We start from the raw sequence: 18276 nt of genomic DNA, 5'->3' as shown, positions 1-18276 counted from the left end.
GCTGGCCTGGCCGCTCCGACGGGCCGCTCGGCTCGCGTCGCGCAGCAGGCCCGCGCCGAGCACGGCCACCAGGGCGCCGACGCCAACCGAAGGCGGCGCCCCGGACGCCCTAGTCGGAGTCGCCGTCCAGGGCGGGCACCCATCGAGCCGGCCGACGTTCGCGGAACGCGGAGACCCCCTCGAGCCCCTCGTCGGAGAGGAAGTAGCCCGTCGAGACGGCGGAGAGTCGGGCGAGGTCGGCGCGCAACTCGGCGGTGCCCGGTCGACGCAGCAGTTCCTTCGCGCCGGCCAGCGCACCGGGGGCGCCGCGCACCAGCGAGTCGCAGTAGCCCCGTACCGCGTCGTCCAACCCGTCCGCCGGGACCGAGGCCGTCACCAGGCCGACCTCGACGGCGCGGCGGCCGTCGAAGGTGTCCCCGGTCAGGTACAGCTCGGCGGCGGCGCGCGGGTGCAGCCGGGGCAGCACGGTCGCCGAGATCACCGCCGGGATCACCCCGATGCGCACCTCGGTGAACGCGAAGGTCGCCTCGTCGGCGCAGACCGCCAGGTCGGCGGCGGCGATCAGGCCCAGCCCGCCGGCCCGCGCCGGTCCGCCGACCCGGGCCAGCACCGGCTTCGGGCACTCCCAGAGCGCCGCGAGCACGTCACCCAGCATCCCGGCCGGCACCGTCCCGCTGGCGTACGCCGCAGCGGTCTCCTTCAGGTCCGCGCCGGAGCAGAACACCGGGCCGGTGTGGTCGAGCACGATCACTCGCACCGCCTCGTCGGCGACCGCGTCCGCCAGCCCGGCCAGCAACTGGGTCATCAGGGCGGTGGAGAGGGCGTTGCGGTTGTGCGGGCTGTCGAGGGTGAGGGTGGTCACCCCACGGGCCGTGGCGACCCGCACGAGGACGTCGGGAGAGGTCATGCCGGGCACACTAGTGGCCATGCCCGGCGTCCTTCCAGATGGTGAGACCGTCCCCGTCGACGGATCGTTGCCCGCCACCGCCACCGCGGCGGTCGGCGCGCGCGGCTTCGGCGTGTACGTGCACGTGCCGTTCTGCGCCAGTCGCTGCGGATACTGCGACTTCAACACCTACACCGCGGCCGAACTGGGCGGCGGCTCGAGCCGCGAGGGGTACGCGGACACGGTGCTGGCCGAGCTGAGGCTCGCCGCCCGGGTGCTCGGCGACACTCCGCCGCCCCGGGTCGACACCGTCTTCGTCGGCGGCGGCACGCCGACCCTGCTCCCCGCCGACGACCTGGCCCGCATCCTCGACGGCATCGACAGCACGTGGGGGCTGGCCGCCGACGCCGAGGTGACCACCGAGGCCAACCCCGAATCGGTCACCCCGGAATCGTTGAAGCTGCTGCGGGCCGCCGGCTACACCCGGATCTCGCTGGGCATGCAGTCCGCCTCCCCGGGGGTGCTGGCGATCCTGGACCGCAAACACAGCGCCGGTCGGGCCACCGCCGCCGCCCTGGAGGCGCGCGACGCCGGATTCGAGCACGTCAACCTGGACCTGATCTACGGCACCCCGGGGGAGCGTTCCGAGGACTTCGCCGCCTCGCTGGAGCAGGTCGTCGCCGCCGGGGTGGACCACGTCAGCGCGTACGCCCTGATCGTCGAGGACGGCACCCGGCTCGCCGCCCGGATGCGGCGCGGCGAGCTGGCGTACCCCAGTGACGACGTGGCCGCGGACCGCTACCTGGCCGCGGAGGCCGCGCTCGACGCGGCCGGGCTCTCCTGGTACGAGGTCTCCAACTGGGCCCGGACCGAGGAGGCCCGCTGCCGGCACAACCTGCTCTACTGGACCGGCGCGGACTGGTGGGGGCTGGGGCCGGGGGCGCACAGCCACGTCGGCGGGGTCCGCTGGTGGAACGTGAAGCACCCCTCGGCGTACGCCAAACGGTTGGCCGCCGGGGAGTCTCCCGGCCTGGCCCGGGAGGTGCTCACCGTCGACGAGGCGCACATGGAGGACGTGATGCTCCGGCTGCGGTTGGCCAGCGGTCTCCCGCTGGCGGTGCTCGACGCGGCCGGCAGGGCCGGCGCCGAGCGGGCCCTGGCCGGCGGTTTGCTGGCAGCCGACGACTACGCCGCCGGCCGGGCGGTGCTCACAGTGCGCGGGCGGCTGCTCGCCGACGCGGTCGTCCGCGATCTGCTGCCCTGAGTGGCCCACCGCTCCGGGACCGGGACGGCGGTGAATCGGGCCGGCCGGGGGAGCGGCCGGCCCGGTTCACTTGATGAAGCTGGCAGTCATCGGGTAGCGGTACGGGGTGCCCTCGTTGGCCTTCATGCCGGCGATGATCCCGAACAGGATCTGGATCACCACGACGGCGATGCTGGGCAGGAAGAGCAGGCACCAGCTCACGAAGAGCAGTACGAACGCGATGATCGACCAGAGGATCTGGAAGTTCAGGGCGGCGAGGGCGTGCGCCCGGACGGTCGGCGACTGCTGGCCACGGGCCAGGTAGGCGATCAGCGGGGCAACGAAGCCCAGCGGACCGAAACTGACCAGCGCGCCGAGCGCGCCGCCGAAGTGCGCGACCAACGCCCAGGTCTTGTCCTCGTTGTTGGCGTAGCCACCGCCGGGGCCGCCGTAGGCCCCACCGGCCGGGTAGCCACCGGGCGGGTAGCCGCCGGGCGGGGGATAGCCCCCGGGCGGGGGGTAGCCGCCTGCCGGAGGGTAGCCGCCTGACGGCGGTTGGTCACCGGTGGGCGGCGGATAGCCACCGGGCGGGGGATAGCCGGCCGGGCCGGGCGCCCCGGACAGTGGTGCGGTGGGCGGCTCGGCCGACGGGTACGGCCCGGGGGAGGTGGGCTCCGGCGGGTAGTTGCCGGGGTCGCCCGACCCGGGAGGGCGAGGAGGTTCAGTCATGGATGTCACGGTAGGTGCCGGTGGCAACGCCGCACCAGAGCGACTTCGCCTCCCAGTGCGGGCCGATCGGCCCAACAGGGTGTCGTGGGCCGCACCGAAGGGTGGCCGTTGATCATCGCGTGGGCGGGCCCGCCGACGTAGACTGGCACTCGCTACAGTCGAGTGCCAGGACGGCCCGGCCGGCCCAGAGCGCCGGCGGCCGACGTGCGACAGGAGGTGCGGAGGATGGGTCTCGACGACCGAAAACTCGCCGTGCTCCGCGCCATCGTCGAAGACTACGTCTCCACCCAGGAGCCGGTCGGCAGCAAGGCGCTGGTCGAGCGGCACCAGCTCGGGGTCTCCCCGGCCACGGTCCGCAACGACATGGCCGTGCTGGAGGAGGAGGGCTACATCCGGCAGCCGCACACCAGTGCCGGCCGGGTGCCCACCGACCGCGGCTACCGCCTCTTCGTCGACCGATTGTCCCGGGTCAAACCGCTCAGCCCGGCCGAGCGCCGGGCCATCGAGCGCTTCCTGGTCGGCGCGGTCGACCTCGACGACGTGGTGCACCGCACGGTGCGGTTGCTCGCCCAGCTGACCCGACAGGTCGCCGTCGTGCAGTACCCGAGCCTGGCCCGCTCCTCGGTGCGTCACCTGGAGCTGGTGCCGATCTCCACCACCCGGCTGATGCTCGTCATGATCGCCGACACCGGGCGGGTGGAGCAGCGACTCGTGGAGCTGCCCGGCCCGGTGCCCGCCGACGACGTCACCGACCTGCGCCGACTGATCAACGAGAAGCTCGCCAACGCCCGGCTGTCCGAGACGCCCCCGCTGGTGCAGGCGCTGGTCGAGGAAGCGCCGCCCGGCCTGCGTCCGACCATGACCACGCTCGCCACCGTCCTGCTGGAGACGCTCGTCGAGCGGCACGAGGAGCGGATCGCCCTCGCCGGCACCGCGAACCTCACCCGGGGCGGCCTGCTCGACTTCCAGGGCTCCCTGCGGCCGATCCTCGAAGCTCTGGAGGAGGAGGTCGTGCTGCTCAAGCTCATCGGTGAGACAGAGCCGAGCACGACCCGGGTGCTGATCGGCGACGAGAACGAGTTCGACAACCTGCGAGCCGCCTCGGTGGTCAGCACCGGGTACGGCCCGGGTACCACCATCCTGGGCGGCCTGGGGGTGCTGGGGCCCACCCGGATGGACTACCCCGGCAACATCGCCACGGTCCGCGCCGTGGCACGCTACGTGGGCGAGTTGCTGGCCCAGAACTGATTGGTCAGGGCCGATGCGGCCGGCTGCGGCCGCCGACCGGCGCAACGCGAGACGAACATGAGGACACGGAACGCAGTGGCCAGGGACTACTACGGCATTCTCGGTGTGAGCCGGGAAGCCTCCGATGACGAGATCAAGCGCGCCTACCGCAAGCTGGCGCGCCAGTTCCACCCGGACGTCAATCCGGACCCGGAGGCTCAGGAGAAGTTCAAGGACATCAACGCCGCGTACGAGGTCCTCTCGGACGACCGTAAGCGGCAGATCGTCGACCTGGGTGGTGACCCGCTCGCCCCTGGTGGCGGCGGTGCCGGCGGCCCGGGTGGCCCCGGAGGCGCTGGCCCGTTCGTCGGTTTCCAGGACATCATGGACGCGTTCTTCGGCGGTGCCGGAGGTGGCGCCCGTGGCCCCCGGCCGCGTACCCGCCCTGGGGCCGACGCGATCCTGCGGCTCGAACTCGACCTGCACGAGACGGCCTTCGGCGTGGAGGCCCCGATCACCGTCGACACGGCGGTGCTCTGCACCACCTGCTCCGGCGCCGGCACGGCCGCCGGCACGCACCTGGCGACCTGCGAGGCGTGTGGTGGTCGGGGCGAGGTGCAGTCGGTGCAGCGCACCTTCCTCGGCCAGGTGGTCTCCGCCCGGCCGTGCACCGTGTGCCAGGGCTACGGCACCACCATCCCGCACCCCTGCCCCACCTGCGCCGGCGACGGCCGGGTGCGGACCCGCCGTTCGCTGACCGTCAAGATCCCGGCCGGTGTCGAGGACGGCATGCGGATCCGGCTGGCCCAGCAGGGCGAGGTGGGCCCCGGCGGCGGCACCGCCGGCGACCTCTACGTGGAGATCCACGAGCGCCCGCACGACGTGTACTCCCGCAAGGGCGACGACCTGCACTGCCGGGTCACGGTGCCGATGACGGCGGCGGCGCTGGGCACCCGGCTGACCATCAAGACGCTGGACAGCGAGGAGACCGTCGACGTCAAGGCCGGCACCCAGCCGGCCAGCACGCTGCGACTGCGCGCCCGGGGCGTGCCGCACCTGCGCGGCACCGGCCGGGGCGACCTCTACGTCCACCTGGACGTGCGGACGCCGACCAAGCTCGACCCGGACCAGGAGAAGATGCTGCGCGACTTCGCCAAGACCCGTGGTGAGGAGGTCGCCGAGCTGTCCAAGCAGGGCGGCTTCTTCTCCCGGATGCGCGACGCGTTCAACGGGCACGCCTGAGGTGTCCGCGCCGCTGTTCCTGGTGGAGGCGCTGCCCACCGGCGACGGGCTGACCCTGGACGGCCCGGAGGGGCACCACGCCGCGACAGTGCAGCGGTTGCGCGTCGGCGAGGAGCTTCTGCTCGCCGACGGCCGGGGTGGCACGGCCGCCGCCGTGGTCACGGCCGTCGGCCGGGGCAGCCTGGAGGTCACCGTCACCTCCCGGGGGTACGCGGACGCGCCAGTACCCCGACTGGTGACGGTGCAGGGCATCGCCAAGGGCGACCGGGGTGAGCTGGCCGTGCAGGCGATGACCGAGGTCGGGGTGGACGAGATCGTGCCCTGGGCGGCATCGCGTTCGGTGACCCAGTGGCGCGGCGACCGGGGCGTACGCGCCCGGGAGAAGTGGGTGGCCACCGCACGGGAGGCGGCCAAGCAGGCCCGCCGGCCGTGGCTGCCGGTGGTGGCCGGTGCGCCGGACGAGTCCACCGCCACCGTTGCCCGCCGGATCGCCGGTGCCGCCGTCGGGTTCGTGCTGCACGAGGAGGCCGACGACCGGCTCACCACCGCCGAGCTGCCCTCCACCGGCGAGATCGTGCTGGTGATCGGCCCGGAAGGTGGCATCGCCCCGGCCGAGTTGACCGCCTTCGTCGAGGCCGGCGGGCGACCCGTACGCCTCGGGCCGGCCGTGCTGCGCACCTCCACCGCCGGGGTGGCGGCCCTCAGCGTGCTCGCCGCCCGCCTCGGCCGCTGGTGACCGTTCAGGGCCTCGGGAACACCGGTACGACCTCCTCCTCCGGCCCCAGGTCCAGCCCAGCGTTTCCGATGATCTGCGGGTCCGGTGCGCCGACCACAGCGGGGTCCTTGCCGGTGTAGTCGAAGCGGTGCAGCACGTGCCGCATCGCCTCGAGCCGGGCCCGCTTCTTGTCGTTGCTCTTCACCACCGTCCACGGCGCGTCGGCCGTGTCGGTCCAGAAGAACATCGCCTCCTTGGCCTCGGTGTAGTCGTCCCACCGGTCGAGTGAGGCGATGTCCATCGGAGACAGCTTCCACTGCCGGACCGGGTCGACCTGGCGGATCGCGAACCGGGTGCGCTGCTCGTTCTGGGAGACGGAGAACCAGAACTTGACCAGCCGGATGCCCGAGCGCACCAGCATCCGTTCCAGCTCCGGGGCCTGCCGCAGGAACTCCAGGTACTCCTTGCGGCTGCAGAAGCCCATCACCCGCTCCACGCCGGCCCTGTTGTACCAGGAACGGTCGAACAGCACGATCTCGCCGGCCGCCGGCAGGTGTGCCAGCCAGCGCTGGAAGTACCACTGGGCGGCTTCCCGCTCGTCCGGCTTGGCGAGCGCCACCACCGACGCGCCACGCGGGTTGAGGTGCTCCATGAAGCGTTTGATGGTGCCGCCCTTGCCGGCCGCGTCCCGGCCCTCGAAGAGGATCACCAAACGCTCGCCCGACTCCTTGATCCAATCTTGGAGCTTCAGCAGCTCGATCTGGAGCAGCCGCTTGTCACGGTCGTACTCGTCGCGGTCCAGTCGCTCGTCGTACGGGTAGTCCTCGCGCCAGGTCTCGACAGGGGTGCCGTCGGGGCGGAGCAGGACAGGGTCGTCGTCGTGGCCATCGGCCACCCGGTAGTCGGCGGTGAGGTCCAGCAGCGCGGAGTCGGCCATGTCGGTGAGACTTACCCGCCCACGAACCGTCAACCACATCCCTGGCCAGGTGATTTGCCGCTGGCGTTGACCTCAACTGCGCAGGTAGGAAGCGCCGTTGAGGTCGACGATCGTGCCGGAGGCCCACTCGGCCTGCGGCGAGGCGAGCCAGTGCACGGCGGCGGCGATCTCCTCCGGTCGGCCCACCCGGTCGAACGGGCTCTGCGCCCGGATGGCCACGCCCTCCTCACCGCGCAGGTACTCGGTGACCATGTCGGTCGCCACGAAGCCCGGCGCGACGGTGGCGATCGTGATGCCGTACGGCGCGAGCGCCACAGCGAGGGACTGGCCCAGCGCGTTGAGCCCCGCCTTGCTGGCCCCGTACGCCGGCTGGTGCGGCTCGCCGCGGAACGCGCCACGGGACGAGATGTTGACGATCCGCCCTCCGCGTTGGCGCATGTGCTGGGCGGCGCACCAGATGGCGTTGCCGGCTCCGGTCAGGTTGGTCTCCAGCACCTGCCGCCAGCGCTGCTGCCACTCCTCGTACGAGGCACCGAAGATCGGGTGCGGGTCGTCGCGGTCGCCGTACGTCCCGGCGTTGTTGACCAGCACGTCCAACCCGCCGAGCAGTTCGGCGGCCCGGTCGACCATGACCCGGACCGCGTCCGGATCGGTGAGGTCGGCGCGAACCACCACGTGCCCGGTGCCCGGAAGCTGCGCGCGCAGCTCCTCGGCCGCCTCGGCGGAGTCCCGGTGGTGGATGGCCACCCGGTCACCGCCGGCTGCGAACGCCTCCGCCACCGCGCGGCCGATCCCGCGCGAGGCCCCGGTCACGAGTACCGCCCGATCCGTCATGCCGGCCATCCTGCCTCAGCGTGCCTTCCCCGCGAACAGGCCGGTGGCGGTCCCCGCGCCGGAGTGTCACCGGCCCGTTGGTCCCTACACTGCTCCGATGGGATCCGACTGCCTGTTCTGCCGCATCGTCGCCGGGGAGATCCCGGCCACAGTGGTCCGGGAGACCGACACCACGCTCGCCTTCCGCGACATCGACCCGAAGGCGCCGGTGCACATCCTGGTCATTCCGAAGGAGCACTACGCCGACGTCGCCACGCTCGCCCAGGGTGACCCGGCGCTGGCCGCCGACGTGCTGGCGACGTCCGCCGCCGTGGCCGAGGACGAGGGGCTGCTCGGCGACGGTTTCCGGCTGATGTTCAACACCGGCGCGTACGGCGGACAGGAGGTGTTCCACGTGCACGCGCACCTGCTCGGTGGTGCGCCGCTCGGCCCGATGCTCGCCCGGGACCTGGCGTGACCCCAGGGGCGGTACCCGGCTCACCGGTGGATGAGCACCTGGCCCGGTTGGTCCGGCGGGTGCAGGCCGAAGCGCGGGTGCCGGCGGTCTCCGCGGCCCTGCACCGGGCCGACCGACCGCTCTGGAGCTGCACCGTCGGCGAGACCGGCACCGACAGCCCTCTGGGCGCGGGCACCCAGTTCCGGATCGGCTCGATCACCAAGACGTTCACCGCGGTGCTGGTCCTGCAGTGCCGCGACGACGGGCTGCTGGACCTGGACGACCCGGTGGGCCGGCACCTGGACCTCCCGGCGCACGGCGAGCTGACCGTACGCCGGTTGCTGTCGCACACCGGTGGCCTGCAACGCGAGCCGTTCGGCGATGTGTGGGACAGCCTGCGCGCACCGGACGACGACCAACTGGTCGCCGAGCTGGACCGGGCCGAGAGGGTGCTGCCGACCGGCCGACGGTTCCACTACTCCAACCTGGGAGTGGCCGTGCTCGGCCAACTCGTCGCCCGGCTCCGGGGCGGCAGCTGGGCGCAGGCGCTCACCGAGCGGATCCTGACTCCGCTGGGGCTGACCGACACCACGGTGACCCCACGCCCGACGGCGGCCACCGGGTTCCTGGTCGACGCGTACTCCGACGAGGCGCACCCGGAACCGCCGACCGACTTCGGCGCGGTCGGCCCGGCCGCCCAGCTCTGGAGCACCGCCACCGACATGGCCCGCTGGGCGGCGTTCCTGGCCGACCCGGCGGCGCTGGACCCGGCCGGCACGGTCCTCGCCCCGGCCACCCTGGACGAGATGCGCTGGCCGCTGACCACCACCGACGAGACGCTCTGGGGCGCGGGCTTCGGGCTCGGGCTGATCCTGATCCCGCAGGGGGAGCGGGTGATGCACGTGGGGCACGACGGGGCGATGCCCGGGTTCCTCGCCGGGGCGTACGGCCGCCGCGGCGGTGACGGCACGCCCGGGGCGATGGGCGCCGCCGTGCTCGGCTCGTCCGGCACGGCGACCGATCTGTTCGATCTGTCGCACCGGCTGCTCGCCGCGGCGGTCGAGCGCGACCCGGCCGAGATCGAGCCCTGGCGACCCGGCGCACCCGCGCCGGCGGCCCTGCGGGGTGTGCTCGGCCGCTGGTGGGGCGAGGGCTCCGAGTACGTCTTCTCGTGGCACGACGGCACCCTGCGGGCGCGCGGGGTCGGTGACCCGACCGGACGTCCGCCGGCGATCTTCACCCCGCTGCCGGACCAGCCGGACGTGTTCCGGGTGGTCTCCGGTCGGGAGGTCGGGGAGCTGCTGCGGCTGACCCGGGACGAGGCCGGCGCGGTGGTCCGGATGCACTGGGCGACGTACCGGTTCACCCGCCACCAGGAGACCTTCGACCGGTACGACTTCCGGGCCGGGAGTTGATCGCGGCCAGCGGAAATGGGCGCGATGCGGCCCGCGTTGAACCGATACGATGGGTGTAACGTCCGCACGCCAGGCCAGCAGGCCGGCGCCGAGATCGAGAGCAGGTGCGCAGGGCCCTTCGGCCCAACCTATGACCGGCACCCCACCTCCCGGCCCGCCCCGGGTGCAGACCAGGATCACCGTGCCCGACCCGAAGATCATGGTCAATCTGCTCGGCGCAGGCGACGAGATCCTCAGGCTCGTCGAACGCTCGGTCACCAGTGACGTGCACGTTCGCGGCAACGAGATCACCATCACCGGTGACCCCGCGGACAACGCCCTCGCCGAGCGGGTCTTCAGCGAGCTCCTCGAACTCATCGAGAAAGGCGAGACCCTGACCAGTGACGCCGTCCGGCGTACCGTCGGCATGCTCGAGCAGGGCAGCGCCGAGCGGCCCGCCGAGGTCCTGACACTCAACATCCTCTCCCGGCGCGGGCGCACCATCCGCCCCAAGACGCTCGGGCAGAAGAAGTACGTCGACGCGATCGACACCCACACCATCGTCTTCGGCATCGGCCCCGCCGGCACCGGAAAGACCTACCTGGCGATGGCGAAGGCCGTCCAGGCGTTGCAGGCCAAGCAGGTCAACCGGATCATCCTCACCCGACCGGCGGTCGAGGCGGGTGAGCGGCTGGGCTTCCTGCCCGGCACGCTCAACGAGAAGATCGACCCGTACCTGCGCCCGCTCTACGACGCGCTGCACGACATGCTCGACCCGGAGACGATCCCGAAGCTGATGGCCGCCGGCACGATCGAGGTCGCCCCCCTCGCCTACATGCGAGGTCGGACGCTCAACGACGCGTTCATCATTCTGGACGAGGCGCAGAACACGACGCCCGAGCAGATGAAGATGTTCCTCACCCGACTCGGCTTCAACTCCAAGATCGTCGTGACCGGTGACATCACCCAGGTGGACCTTCCCGGCGGGACGAGCAGCGGGCTCCGGGTGGTCCGGGAGATCCTGGAAAACGTCGATGACGTGCACTTCTCCCAGTTGTCCAGCTCCGACGTGGTCCGCCACCAGCTGGTCGGGGAGATCGTCGACGCGTACGCCCGCTGGGACGCCGAGCGGGAGAACCAGCAGGCGCAGGGCGTTCACGCCGTGCCTGGGCGACCCGCCCAGGGCGGCCGGGCCGCCCGCCGCCGCTAAAGCAGAGGAAAGCAGTTGTCCATCGAGATCGCCAACGAGTCCGGTGTCGACGTCGACACCGACGCCGTGCTCGCCGTCGCCCGGCACGCCCTCGACGAGATGGGGGTCAACCCCCTCGCCGAGCTGTCAGTGCTGCTGGTCGACATCGACTACATGACCGAGCTGAACCACCGCTGGATGGGTGGCGACGGCCCGACCGACGTCCTCGCCTTCCCCATGGACGAGGGCAGCGTCGACCACGGCCCGGGTGAGTCCGCACCGGCCGGCGGCGAGCCCGCCCTGCTCGGCGACATCGTGCTCTGCCCGGAGGTGGCGGCCAAGCAGGCGGCGACCGCCGGGCACGCGCCCGCCGACGAGCTGCACCTGCTCACCGTGCACGGGGTGCTGCACCTGCTCGGTTACGACCACGCCGAGCCGGAGGAGGAGCGGGAAATGTTCGCACTCCAGGCTCGGCTGCTGGCGAGCTGGCGGTCGACCCGCACCCAGTGATGTCCACTCCTCCGTTACTCGCGGCCGGCGCCACCGCCGGCCTTCCCGACTTTCAGCTGATCGTCTTCGCGGCCGGTCTCGTGGTGCTGGCCGGCCTGATCGCGATGACCGAGGCGGCCCTCGCCGCGGTCTCACCGGCCCGAGCCGCCGAGCTGGCCCGCGACGGCGTGCGTGGCGCCCGTACCCTCCAGGTCGTGGCCGGCGACGTCGTCCGGCACCTCAACCTGCTCCTGCTGTTGCGGCTGCTCGCCGAGCTGACCGCCACCACACTGGTGGCGCTCGTGGCGGTGGACAGCTTCGGCGCCGGCTGGCGGGCCGCACTGGTGACCGCCGGCGCGATGACAGTGGTCAGCTTCGTGGTCGTGGGCGTCGCCCCGCGCACCATCGGCCGGCAGCACGCCTACGCCGTGGGCCGTGCGGTGGCACCGCTGGTCCGCTGGCTGGGCCGGGCGCTCAACCCGCTCGCGTCGCTGCTGATCCTGATCGGCAACGCGGTCACCCCGGGGCGTGGCTTCCGGGAAGGCCCGTTCGCCACCCAGGTGGAGCTGCGGGAGCTGGTCGACCTGGCCGAGCAGCGCGGCGTGGTCGAGCACGGCGAACGCCAGATGATCCACTCCGTCTTCGCGCTCGGCGACACCATCGCCCGTGAGGTGATGGTGCCGCGTACCGAGATGGTGTGGATCGAGGAGGGCAAGACGCTCGAGCAGGCGCTGGCGCTCTTCCTGCGCTCCGGTTTCTCCCGCATCCCGGTGATCGGCGAGAGCGTCGACGACGTGCTGGGGGTGCTCTACCTCAAGGACCTGATCCGGCGCTCCCGTGGCGGGGACCCGAGGGCCGAGCAGTTGCCGGTGGCCGAGCTGATGCGCCCGGCGACCTTCGTACCGGAGTCCAAGCCGGTCGACGACCTGCTGTCCGAGATGCAGGCGGCCCGCAACCACCTGGTCATCGTGGTCGACGAGTACGGCGGCACCGGCGGTCTGGTCACCATCGAGGACATCCTCGAGGAGATCGTCGGTGAGATCACCGACGAGTACGATGTCGAGCGCCCGCCCGTCGAACGTCTGGCGGACTCCTCGGTGCGGGTGACCGCTCGCCTGCCGGTGGAGAATCTGGGCGAGATGTTCGACACCGACCTGCCCACCGACGAGGTGGAGACGGTCGGCGGTCTGCTCGCCCAGTCGCTGGGGCGGGTGCCGATCCCGGGTGCCGAGGCCGAGGTAGCCGGTCTCCGCCTGGTCGCCGAGGGCACCACCGGCCGGCGCAACCGCATCGACACCGTCCTGGTCAGTCGGGTGGAGCCGGGCGATGAGCAGGACACCGCGGGGCGCGGCGAGCACGCCGGCCCCGGGGACGACACGGACAACTATCGAGACGACGAGAGGCAATCCGCCGATGCCTGACACACCCGCCGTGCCTGCCGCCCGGCCCACCCCCACCGCGTCGGGCGCGCTGAGCGCCGAGGACGGCAAGCTCGTCGTCCTGGCTCGGGGAGCCCGGGCGCGGGTCGGTGCCGTCGAGGGCGCCGCGGTCCGCGACCAGGACGGCCGGACGTACGCGGCGGCCAGTGTCGCGCTGCCGTCGCTGACGCTCACCGCGTTGCAGTTGGCGGTGGCGTCGGCCGTGGCGGCCGGCGCGAGTCGGTTGGAGGCGGCGGTGGTGGTGACCGAGGCGTCGACGCTGGATGGTGCCGGGCACGCGGCGGTACGGGACCTCGCGGCGGACGCACCGGTCCACGTGGCCGCTCCGGACGGCACGGTCCTCGGCACGGTGACCCAGTGAGCCCGGTGCAGGATCCGCAGGCGCGTCCGTACCGGGCCGGGTTCGGCTGTTTCGTCGGTCGCCCCAACGCCGGCAAGTCGACGCTGACCAACGCCATCGTCGGCACCAAGATCGCCATCACCTCGAACAAGCCGCAGACCACCCGGCACGTCATCCGGGCGGTGCTGCACCGACCGGAGTCGCAGCTGGTCCTCGTCGACACACCGGGCCTGCACCGCCCCCGTACGCTGCTCGGCGAACGTCTCAACGATCTGGTCCGCTCCACCTGGACCGAGGTCGACGTGATCGGCCTCTGCATCCCGGCGAACGAGCCGGTTGGGCGCGGTGACAAGTTCATCACCGGCGAGCTGGCCGAGTTGAAGGCGACAGTGCTGGCGGTGGTCACCAAGACCGACCTGGTGGACAAGCGCCAACTGGCGGAGCAGTTGCTCGCGGTCAGCAAGATGGGGGAGTTCGCCGAGATCGTGCCGGTGAGCGCCGTGTCCGGGCACCAGGTGGACACCCTCGTCGACGTGATGACCAAATACTTGCCGCCGTCGCCGCAGCTCTACCCGGACGACATGCTCACCGACGATCCCGAGCAGGTGCTTGTCGCCGAGCTGATCCGGGAAGCCGCCCTGGAGGGGGTCCGCGACGAGCTGCCGCACTCCATCGCCGTGGTGGTGGAGGAGATGATCCCCGAGGGTCAGGTCATGAAGATCTACGCCGACCTGTACGTGGAGCGGCCCAGCCAGAAGGCCATCGTGCTCGGGCACAAGGCGAGTCGGCTCAAGGAGGTCGGCACCACCGCCCGCAAGCAGATCGAGGAACTGCTCGGCGGTCGGGTCTACCTCGACCTGCACGTGCGGGTCGCGAAGGACTGGCAGCGCGACCCGAAGCAACTGCGCAAGCTGGGCTTCTGACCCGTTTCGTCGGCGGTGCCCGACCGGCGGCACCATCGCCGTCGGTCGGGCAGCCGGGGATGTTCACGCATGGCCGGGACAGCGGTCGTTTGGTGCGGGCGCCACGCAGGGTAGGAAAGTCGTGCCCCGCGTCCCCGACCGAGATGCAGGCTGATGCGCAACAGGTACCTCGACCTCCTCCGTGCCCTGGCCATCATTCGAGTGGTCGTTTACCACGTCACCGGATGGGCGACCCTCACCCTCGTCTTCCCCGCCATGTCGGTGATGTTCGCGCTGGCAGGCTCACTGATGGCCGCGTCGCTGACCCGGGTCGGCCCGGCGGCGGTCGGGCGTCGGCTGCGTCGGCTGCTGCCGTCGCTGTGGGTGCTCGCGGTGGTTTTCGTGCCGGCCATGCTGTTCAGCGGGTTGTCGGTGAGCCCTCGGGTGCTGCTGTGGCTGTTCCCGATCGCCGACCCGCCGGCCAACCACTGGGGCGCGCTGGCCCTGAGCACCATCTGGTACCTGCGCGACTATCTCTGGTTCTTGCTCGCCTCGCCTGTCGCGATCTGGCTGTTCCGGCGTGCCCCGCTGATGACGGTGCTCGCCCCGTACCTCCTGCTGGTGACCATCGAGGTGGGGATCTACCCGGCACCGCCGGTGCTGCGCGAGTTCGGGCTCTACTTCGGCGCGTGGCTGCTCGGCTTCGCCCACCACGCCGGGATGCTGCGCCGGCTCTCCGGCCGGCTGCTGTACCCGCTCGCCCTCGCCCTCGCCGTGGGCGGCGGCGCCTGGATCGTCGAGCATCCCGGTCCGCGTGGGTACGACCTGAACGACAACCCCCTGGGCAACGCCCTCTGGTCGGCCGCGTTCATCCTGATCGTGCTGGGCCGGGCGCCGGCCGGGGTGGCCTGGCTGAGCCGGAGCCGACCGGCCGACCGGGCGGTGACAATGCTCAACCGGCGGGCGCTCACCGTCTACCTCTGGCACATGCCGTTCGTGGTGGCGCTCACCCCACTGGTCGACGTGGTGGGCTGGTCCCACCAGGACCCGGTGGGCCTGGCCATCCGGGTGCTGCTGGTCTTCGCCCTGGTCGGGCTGGTCACCCTGGCCGTCGGGTGGGTCGAGGACGTCGCCGCCCGTCGCCGCCCGGAGCTGATCCCCGGTGGCCCGACGCCGTCCGTCGACGCGACGGCCCGGCCGGGTGCCGAAGCCGCGGGCGGGGCGACCGTCGGACGAGCGGTGGTGCCGGCGCAGCGGACGGCCGGGGAGCCGGCCGACGTCGAGATCAACGCTCGCTGATCGTGAGGTTGCCGCTGTTGGCCGAACCGTCGAGCACCAGGGACGCCGCCGGGTTGTCAGCGACGGTCACGGTCTCGTCGCCGGAATCGGCGTTGGACCGGACCCGGTAGCTGCCCTGCGGCACCACCAGCGTGACGTCACCGCTGGAGGCGTGGACCCGGGCCGAGGCGGGCTTGTCCAGCTCCACGTTGACATTGCCCGAGCTGGCCTCAGCATCGACAGTGCCGCCCAGCCGGCGCGCGGTGATGTCTCCCGACGAGGCGCGCAGCCGTACCGCCGCGGCGGCCTCGTTCACCTCGATGTTGCCCGACTGGGCCTCCACGCCGACCGCGCCCGACGCACCGGAGATCCGCACGTCGCCCGAGCGCACCTGTAGCTCCACGGTGCCGACCCGGCTCAGCTCGACGTTGCCGGAGCTGGTCTCGCCCTTTACCGCCACACCCTCCGGCACCGTCACCTCGTAGGAGATGCTGCATCGCGAGCCACAGTCGGTGTCCAGCACCAACTCGCTGCCCTTGATCTCGTAGCGGGTGTTGTCCGGTTCACCGCCCTGGTAGCGAACCACTCGCTTGATCCGCACCTCGGACGCCGCGCCGGTGCCGCGGATCACCACGTCGCCCGAACCCCCGGAGACCCGGACCGTGGTGATCCGGGCCGCCTCGGTGTTGTCGTAGTCGAGCCGACGGAACGACAGGTTGTCGCACCCGGCGAGCACGATGAGGGTGGTGGCGAGCCCCAGCGCGACGGGAGCGGCGACGCGACGACGGCGGGCGGTAGTGGTCAGGTGCAGGGCCATGACCAGCACGCTACGGCCGGGCACGAGGCCGACGCATCGGGGTTCAACCGCGCTTGCACCCCGAACCAACCCTGATTTCACACCCCGAGGGAGAATGGCCCGATGGCCGGGTATCGCCGACAGCTCTACCGCGACGACGCGGTGGTGCTGCGTGTGCAGAAGCTCGGCGAGTCCGACCGGATCATCACCCTGCTCACCCGCCGGCACGGCCGGCTACGCGCGGTGGCTCGAGGCATCCGCCGCACCACCAGCAAGTTCGGTGCCCGGCTTGAGCCGTTCGGCCACGTCGACCTCCAACTCGCCGGCGACCCGAAGGGTAACCACGGCAGTTCACTGCACACCGTGAGCCAGGTCGAGGGCATCGACCTGTACGGCAAACGGTTCCTGGGCGACTATCCGCGCTACACGGCGGCCAGCGCGATCGCCGAGACCGCCGAGCGGCTGACCCCGGTGGAACGGGAGCCGTCGCTGCGGCTGTTCCAGCTCACAGTCGGCGCGCTGAAGGCGCTGTCCCGGGGCGAGCACGCCACCACCCTGGTGCTCGACGCGTACCTGCTGCGCGGGATGTCCCTGGCCGGCTGGGCGCCGGCGCTGGTCGCCTGCGCGGTCTGCGGCACGCCCGGGCGGCACCGGGCGTTCTCGGTTCCGGCCGGCGGCGCTGTCTGTCCGGACTGCCGGCCCCCCGGGGCGGCTCATCCCGCCCCGGCCACCATCGACCTGATGTCCGCGCTGACCTCCGGCGACTGGGTGATCGCCGACGCCACCGACACCGCCGTACGTCGAGAGTGCAGTGGGCTGGTCGCGGCTCACCTGCAGTGGCACCTGGAGCGCGCGCTACGCTCGCTGCCGCTGGTCGACCGGGGTCCCTCGGCGGCCGGCACGGCCCCTCCGCCGGAAGGCACCGGGGCCGTGGTGCTCCGGCCACGCGGCGACGTCGAGGCCGGGGCGGACGGCGCGAACAGGGAGTGACCGAGTGATCCGATCGAAGAAGGCCGGCCGGCGCGAGCCGACCCCGCCGGTGCCACACCCGTCCGGGGCCCGACCGCCGGCGCTGCCCACCGACGCGGTGCCGAAGCACGTGGCGGTGGTGATGGATGGCAACGGCCGCTGGGCCAAGGACCGCGGGCTGCCCCGCACCAAGGGGCACGAGGCGGGGGAGCACAGCCTCTTCGACACCATCGAAGGTGCCATCGAGATGGGCATTCCCTACCTGTCGGCGTACGCGTTCTCCACCGAGAACTGGCGGCGCTCGCCCGACGAGGTCCGGTTCCTGATGGGCTTCAACCGGGACGTGATCCGTCGCCGCCGTGACCAACTGGTCGACCTGGGCGTACGGGTGGTGTGGTCGGGCCGGCCCGGTCGGCTGTGGAAGAGCGTCATCACCGAGCTGCAGACCGCCGAGGAGATGTCCCGCGACAACTCGACGCTGACCCTGCAGTTCTGCGTCAACTACGGCGGGCAGGCCGAGATCGGTGACGCCGCCGCCGCGATCGCACGGGATGTGGCGGCCGGCCGGCTGGATCCGGCGAAGGTCACCGAGAAGACCGTGGCGAAGTACCTCTACCACCCGGAGATCCCGGAGGTGGACCTGTTCCTGCGCCCTTCCGGTGAGGAACGGATCTCCAACTTCCTGCTCTGGCAGACGGCGTACGCCGAGTTGGTCTTCCTGGACACGCTCTGGCCCGACTTCGACCGCCGCCACCTCTGGTACGCGTGCGAGCTCTACGCCCAGCGGGACCGACGCTTCGGCGGCGCGTTGCCCAACCCGGTCGCCCCGGTTATCTGAGCCGACGCGCTTATCCGCACGTCACTCTGGGTATCAGAGTCGTCAGAAGCCACTGACGGAGGTGAACCCACATGATCCAGAAGCGCATTGCCCAGTGGGCGGTGATGGCTATCGCGGTGCCGCTGGCCGCGGCCGGCGCCCGCCGACTCAGCCACACCCTGGAGGCCCGGCGTGGTCCCTCCGGGGCGACCCGGCTGCTGACCAAGGGTGCGGACCTGATGCGTCCGCAGAAGGCCAAGCGCCGCCGCTTCTTCTGACCGATCCCTTAGCTGTCCTCGGCGCCGTCCCCCCACCCCGGCGGGCGCCCCCCGCGGCGCCCCACCAAAAAAAACAACCGAAAAGAACACCTCATATATCCCTTCACCAAATTGTGGATCACGTTTTGGGGCGGAT

20 protein-coding genes are annotated in these 18276 nt (G+C 71.9%); 15 read left to right on the top strand and 5 right to left on the bottom strand.

The window, feature by feature from the left end:
* Positions 1 to 109: 109 nt before the first annotated feature.
* Complete coding sequence (locus AB0B48_RS23305) at positions 110 to 907, bottom strand: enoyl-CoA hydratase-related protein (protein ID WP_357204769.1); 798 nt, start codon at positions 905 to 907, stop codon at positions 110 to 112.
* Between the two features lie 19 nt (positions 908 to 926).
* On the opposite strand from AB0B48_RS23305, the gene hemW reads away from it, so the two are divergent.
* Complete coding sequence (gene hemW / locus AB0B48_RS23300; RefSeq protein ID WP_357204773.1) at positions 927 to 2150, top strand: radical SAM family heme chaperone HemW; 1224 nt, start codon at positions 927 to 929, stop codon at positions 2148 to 2150.
* A 66-nt stretch (positions 2151 to 2216) separates the two neighbouring features.
* Here the strand turns inward: hemW and AB0B48_RS23295 are convergent, their stop codons facing one another.
* Positions 2217 to 2858: a DUF4870 domain-containing protein gene (locus AB0B48_RS23295; protein WP_357204767.1), complete on the bottom strand. Its 642-nt coding sequence runs from the start codon at positions 2856 to 2858 to the stop codon at positions 2217 to 2219.
* A gap of 225 nt (positions 2859 to 3083) precedes the next feature.
* Between AB0B48_RS23295 and hrcA the strand changes: the two genes are divergently transcribed.
* From hrcA to AB0B48_RS23280, 3 genes are all read left to right on the top strand, one after another.
* A complete protein-coding gene (hrcA, locus tag AB0B48_RS23290; RefSeq protein ID WP_355009281.1) occupies positions 3084 to 4106 on the top strand; it encodes a heat-inducible transcriptional repressor HrcA in 1023 nt (340 codons plus the stop codon).
* Positions 4107 to 4181: 75 nt separating this feature from the next.
* Positions 4182 to 5327, top strand: a complete 1146-nt coding sequence (gene dnaJ, locus AB0B48_RS23285; protein WP_181518639.1) for a molecular chaperone DnaJ — start codon at positions 4182 to 4184, stop codon at positions 5325 to 5327.
* 1 nt (position 5328) lies between these two features.
* Positions 5329 to 6063 (top strand): 16S rRNA (uracil(1498)-N(3))-methyltransferase, encoded by a 735-nt coding sequence (locus AB0B48_RS23280; protein ID WP_357204764.1) that lies wholly within the window; start codon positions 5329 to 5331, stop codon positions 6061 to 6063.
* A gap of 4 nt (positions 6064 to 6067) precedes the next feature.
* On the opposite strand, the gene ppk2 is transcribed toward AB0B48_RS23280, so the two are convergent.
* Positions 6068 to 6979, bottom strand: a complete 912-nt coding sequence (gene ppk2, locus AB0B48_RS23275) for a polyphosphate kinase 2 (protein ID WP_357204762.1) — start codon at positions 6977 to 6979, stop codon at positions 6068 to 6070.
* Between the two features lie 72 nt (positions 6980 to 7051).
* Positions 7052 to 7813: an SDR family oxidoreductase gene (locus AB0B48_RS23270; protein WP_357204760.1), complete on the bottom strand. Its 762-nt coding sequence runs from the start codon at positions 7811 to 7813 to the stop codon at positions 7052 to 7054.
* A gap of 97 nt (positions 7814 to 7910) precedes the next feature.
* On the opposite strand from AB0B48_RS23270, the gene AB0B48_RS23265 reads away from it, so the two are divergent.
* The 8 genes from AB0B48_RS23265 to AB0B48_RS23230 all read left to right on the top strand — a co-directional run bounded on the left by AB0B48_RS23265 (position 7911) and on the right by AB0B48_RS23230 (position 15301).
* Positions 7911 to 8270: a histidine triad nucleotide-binding protein gene (locus tag AB0B48_RS23265; protein WP_357204758.1), complete on the top strand. Its 360-nt coding sequence runs from the start codon at positions 7911 to 7913 to the stop codon at positions 8268 to 8270.
* A gap of 26 nt (positions 8271 to 8296) precedes the next feature.
* Entirely contained in the window at positions 8297 to 9664 is a 1368-nt protein-coding gene (locus tag AB0B48_RS23260; RefSeq protein WP_357204757.1) for a serine hydrolase domain-containing protein, read from the top strand.
* Between the two features lie 130 nt (positions 9665 to 9794).
* Entirely contained in the window at positions 9795 to 10853 is a 1059-nt protein-coding gene (locus tag AB0B48_RS23255; RefSeq protein ID WP_145792520.1) for a PhoH family protein, read from the top strand.
* Positions 10854 to 10868: 15 nt separating this feature from the next.
* On the top strand, positions 10869 to 11342 hold the full coding sequence (ybeY, locus tag AB0B48_RS23250; protein WP_030491788.1) for an rRNA maturation RNase YbeY: 474 nt from the start codon (positions 10869 to 10871) through the stop codon (positions 11340 to 11342).
* Positions 11318 to 12742: a hemolysin family protein gene (locus tag AB0B48_RS23245; RefSeq protein ID WP_357204771.1), complete on the top strand. Its 1425-nt coding sequence runs from the start codon at positions 11318 to 11320 to the stop codon at positions 12740 to 12742. The genes ybeY and AB0B48_RS23245 overlap by 25 nt, the downstream gene beginning before the upstream one ends.
* Positions 12735 to 13121, top strand: a complete 387-nt coding sequence (locus AB0B48_RS23240) for a cytidine deaminase (RefSeq protein WP_357204754.1) — start codon at positions 12735 to 12737, stop codon at positions 13119 to 13121. Before AB0B48_RS23245 ends, AB0B48_RS23240 begins: the two co-directional genes overlap by 8 nt.
* Entirely contained in the window at positions 13118 to 14023 is a 906-nt protein-coding gene (era, locus tag AB0B48_RS23235) for a GTPase Era (protein ID WP_355009274.1), read from the top strand. Before AB0B48_RS23240 ends, era begins: the two co-directional genes overlap by 4 nt.
* A 153-nt stretch (positions 14024 to 14176) precedes the next feature.
* Complete coding sequence (locus AB0B48_RS23230; RefSeq protein WP_357204752.1) at positions 14177 to 15301, top strand: acyltransferase; 1125 nt, start codon at positions 14177 to 14179, stop codon at positions 15299 to 15301.
* On the opposite strand, the gene AB0B48_RS23225 is transcribed toward AB0B48_RS23230, so the two are convergent.
* A complete protein-coding gene (locus AB0B48_RS23225) occupies positions 15288 to 16097 on the bottom strand; it encodes a DUF4097 family beta strand repeat-containing protein (RefSeq protein WP_357204750.1) in 810 nt (269 codons plus the stop codon). The two genes, AB0B48_RS23230 and AB0B48_RS23225, sit on opposite strands and share 14 nt — an antisense overlap.
* 102 nt (positions 16098 to 16199) lie before the next feature.
* Here AB0B48_RS23225 and recO point away from each other — a divergent pair, with 102 nt between their 5' ends.
* The 3 genes from recO (at position 16200) to AB0B48_RS23210 (ending at position 18140) form a co-directional block, all read left to right on the top strand.
* Positions 16200 to 17066: a DNA repair protein RecO gene (gene recO / locus AB0B48_RS23220; RefSeq protein ID WP_357204748.1), complete on the top strand. Its 867-nt coding sequence runs from the start codon at positions 16200 to 16202 to the stop codon at positions 17064 to 17066.
* 4 nt (positions 17067 to 17070) lie between these two features.
* Positions 17071 to 17883 carry an isoprenyl transferase gene (locus tag AB0B48_RS23215; RefSeq protein ID WP_355009270.1) on the top strand — a complete coding sequence of 271 codons (813 nt, stop codon included), beginning with the start codon at positions 17071 to 17073 and terminating at the stop codon, positions 17881 to 17883.
* Positions 17884 to 17954: 71 nt separating this feature from the next.
* The gene (locus AB0B48_RS23210; protein WP_238660698.1) at positions 17955 to 18140 is read left to right on the top strand and encodes a hypothetical protein; all 186 of its coding nucleotides are present in this window, start codon (positions 17955 to 17957) and stop codon (positions 18138 to 18140) included.
* The last annotated feature ends 136 nt before the right edge of the window (positions 18141 to 18276 follow it).

Origin of the sequence: Micromonospora sp. NPDC049089, from assembly GCF_040648775.1 — a bacterium.
GTDB lineage: Bacteria > Actinomycetota > Actinomycetes > Mycobacteriales > Micromonosporaceae > Micromonospora.
This window is presented reverse-complemented; position numbering and strand designations above follow the sequence as displayed.

What these genes read in the sequence shown, in the direction of transcription:
- AB0B48_RS23305 (WP_357204769.1), bottom strand. Translation starts at nt 907, where the DNA reads ATGACCTCTCCCGACGTCCTCGTGCGGGTCGCCACGGCCCGTGGGGTG.
- hemW (WP_357204773.1), top strand. Translation starts at nt 927, where the DNA reads ATGCCCGGCGTCCTTCCAGATGGTGAGACCGTCCCCGTCGACGGATCG.
- AB0B48_RS23295 (WP_357204767.1), bottom strand. Translation starts at nt 2,858, where the DNA reads ATGACTGAACCTCCTCGCCCTCCCGGGTCGGGCGACCCCGGCAACTAC.
- hrcA (WP_355009281.1), top strand. Translation starts at nt 3,084, where the DNA reads ATGGGTCTCGACGACCGAAAACTCGCCGTGCTCCGCGCCATCGTCGAA.
- ppk2 (WP_357204762.1), bottom strand. Translation starts at nt 6,979, where the DNA reads ATGGCCGACTCCGCGCTGCTGGACCTCACCGCCGACTACCGGGTGGCC.
- AB0B48_RS23270 (WP_357204760.1), bottom strand. Translation starts at nt 7,813, where the DNA reads ATGACGGATCGGGCGGTACTCGTGACCGGGGCCTCGCGCGGGATCGGC.
- AB0B48_RS23265 (WP_357204758.1), top strand. Translation starts at nt 7,911, where the DNA reads ATGGGATCCGACTGCCTGTTCTGCCGCATCGTCGCCGGGGAGATCCCG.
- AB0B48_RS23255 (WP_145792520.1), top strand. Translation starts at nt 9,795, where the DNA reads ATGACCGGCACCCCACCTCCCGGCCCGCCCCGGGTGCAGACCAGGATC.
- AB0B48_RS23240 (WP_357204754.1), top strand. Translation starts at nt 12,735, where the DNA reads ATGCCTGACACACCCGCCGTGCCTGCCGCCCGGCCCACCCCCACCGCG.
- AB0B48_RS23230 (WP_357204752.1), top strand. Translation starts at nt 14,177, where the DNA reads ATGCGCAACAGGTACCTCGACCTCCTCCGTGCCCTGGCCATCATTCGA.
- AB0B48_RS23225 (WP_357204750.1), bottom strand. Translation starts at nt 16,097, where the DNA reads ATGGCCCTGCACCTGACCACTACCGCCCGCCGTCGTCGCGTCGCCGCT.
- recO (WP_357204748.1), top strand. Translation starts at nt 16,200, where the DNA reads ATGGCCGGGTATCGCCGACAGCTCTACCGCGACGACGCGGTGGTGCTG.
- AB0B48_RS23210 (WP_238660698.1), top strand. Translation starts at nt 17,955, where the DNA reads ATGATCCAGAAGCGCATTGCCCAGTGGGCGGTGATGGCTATCGCGGTG.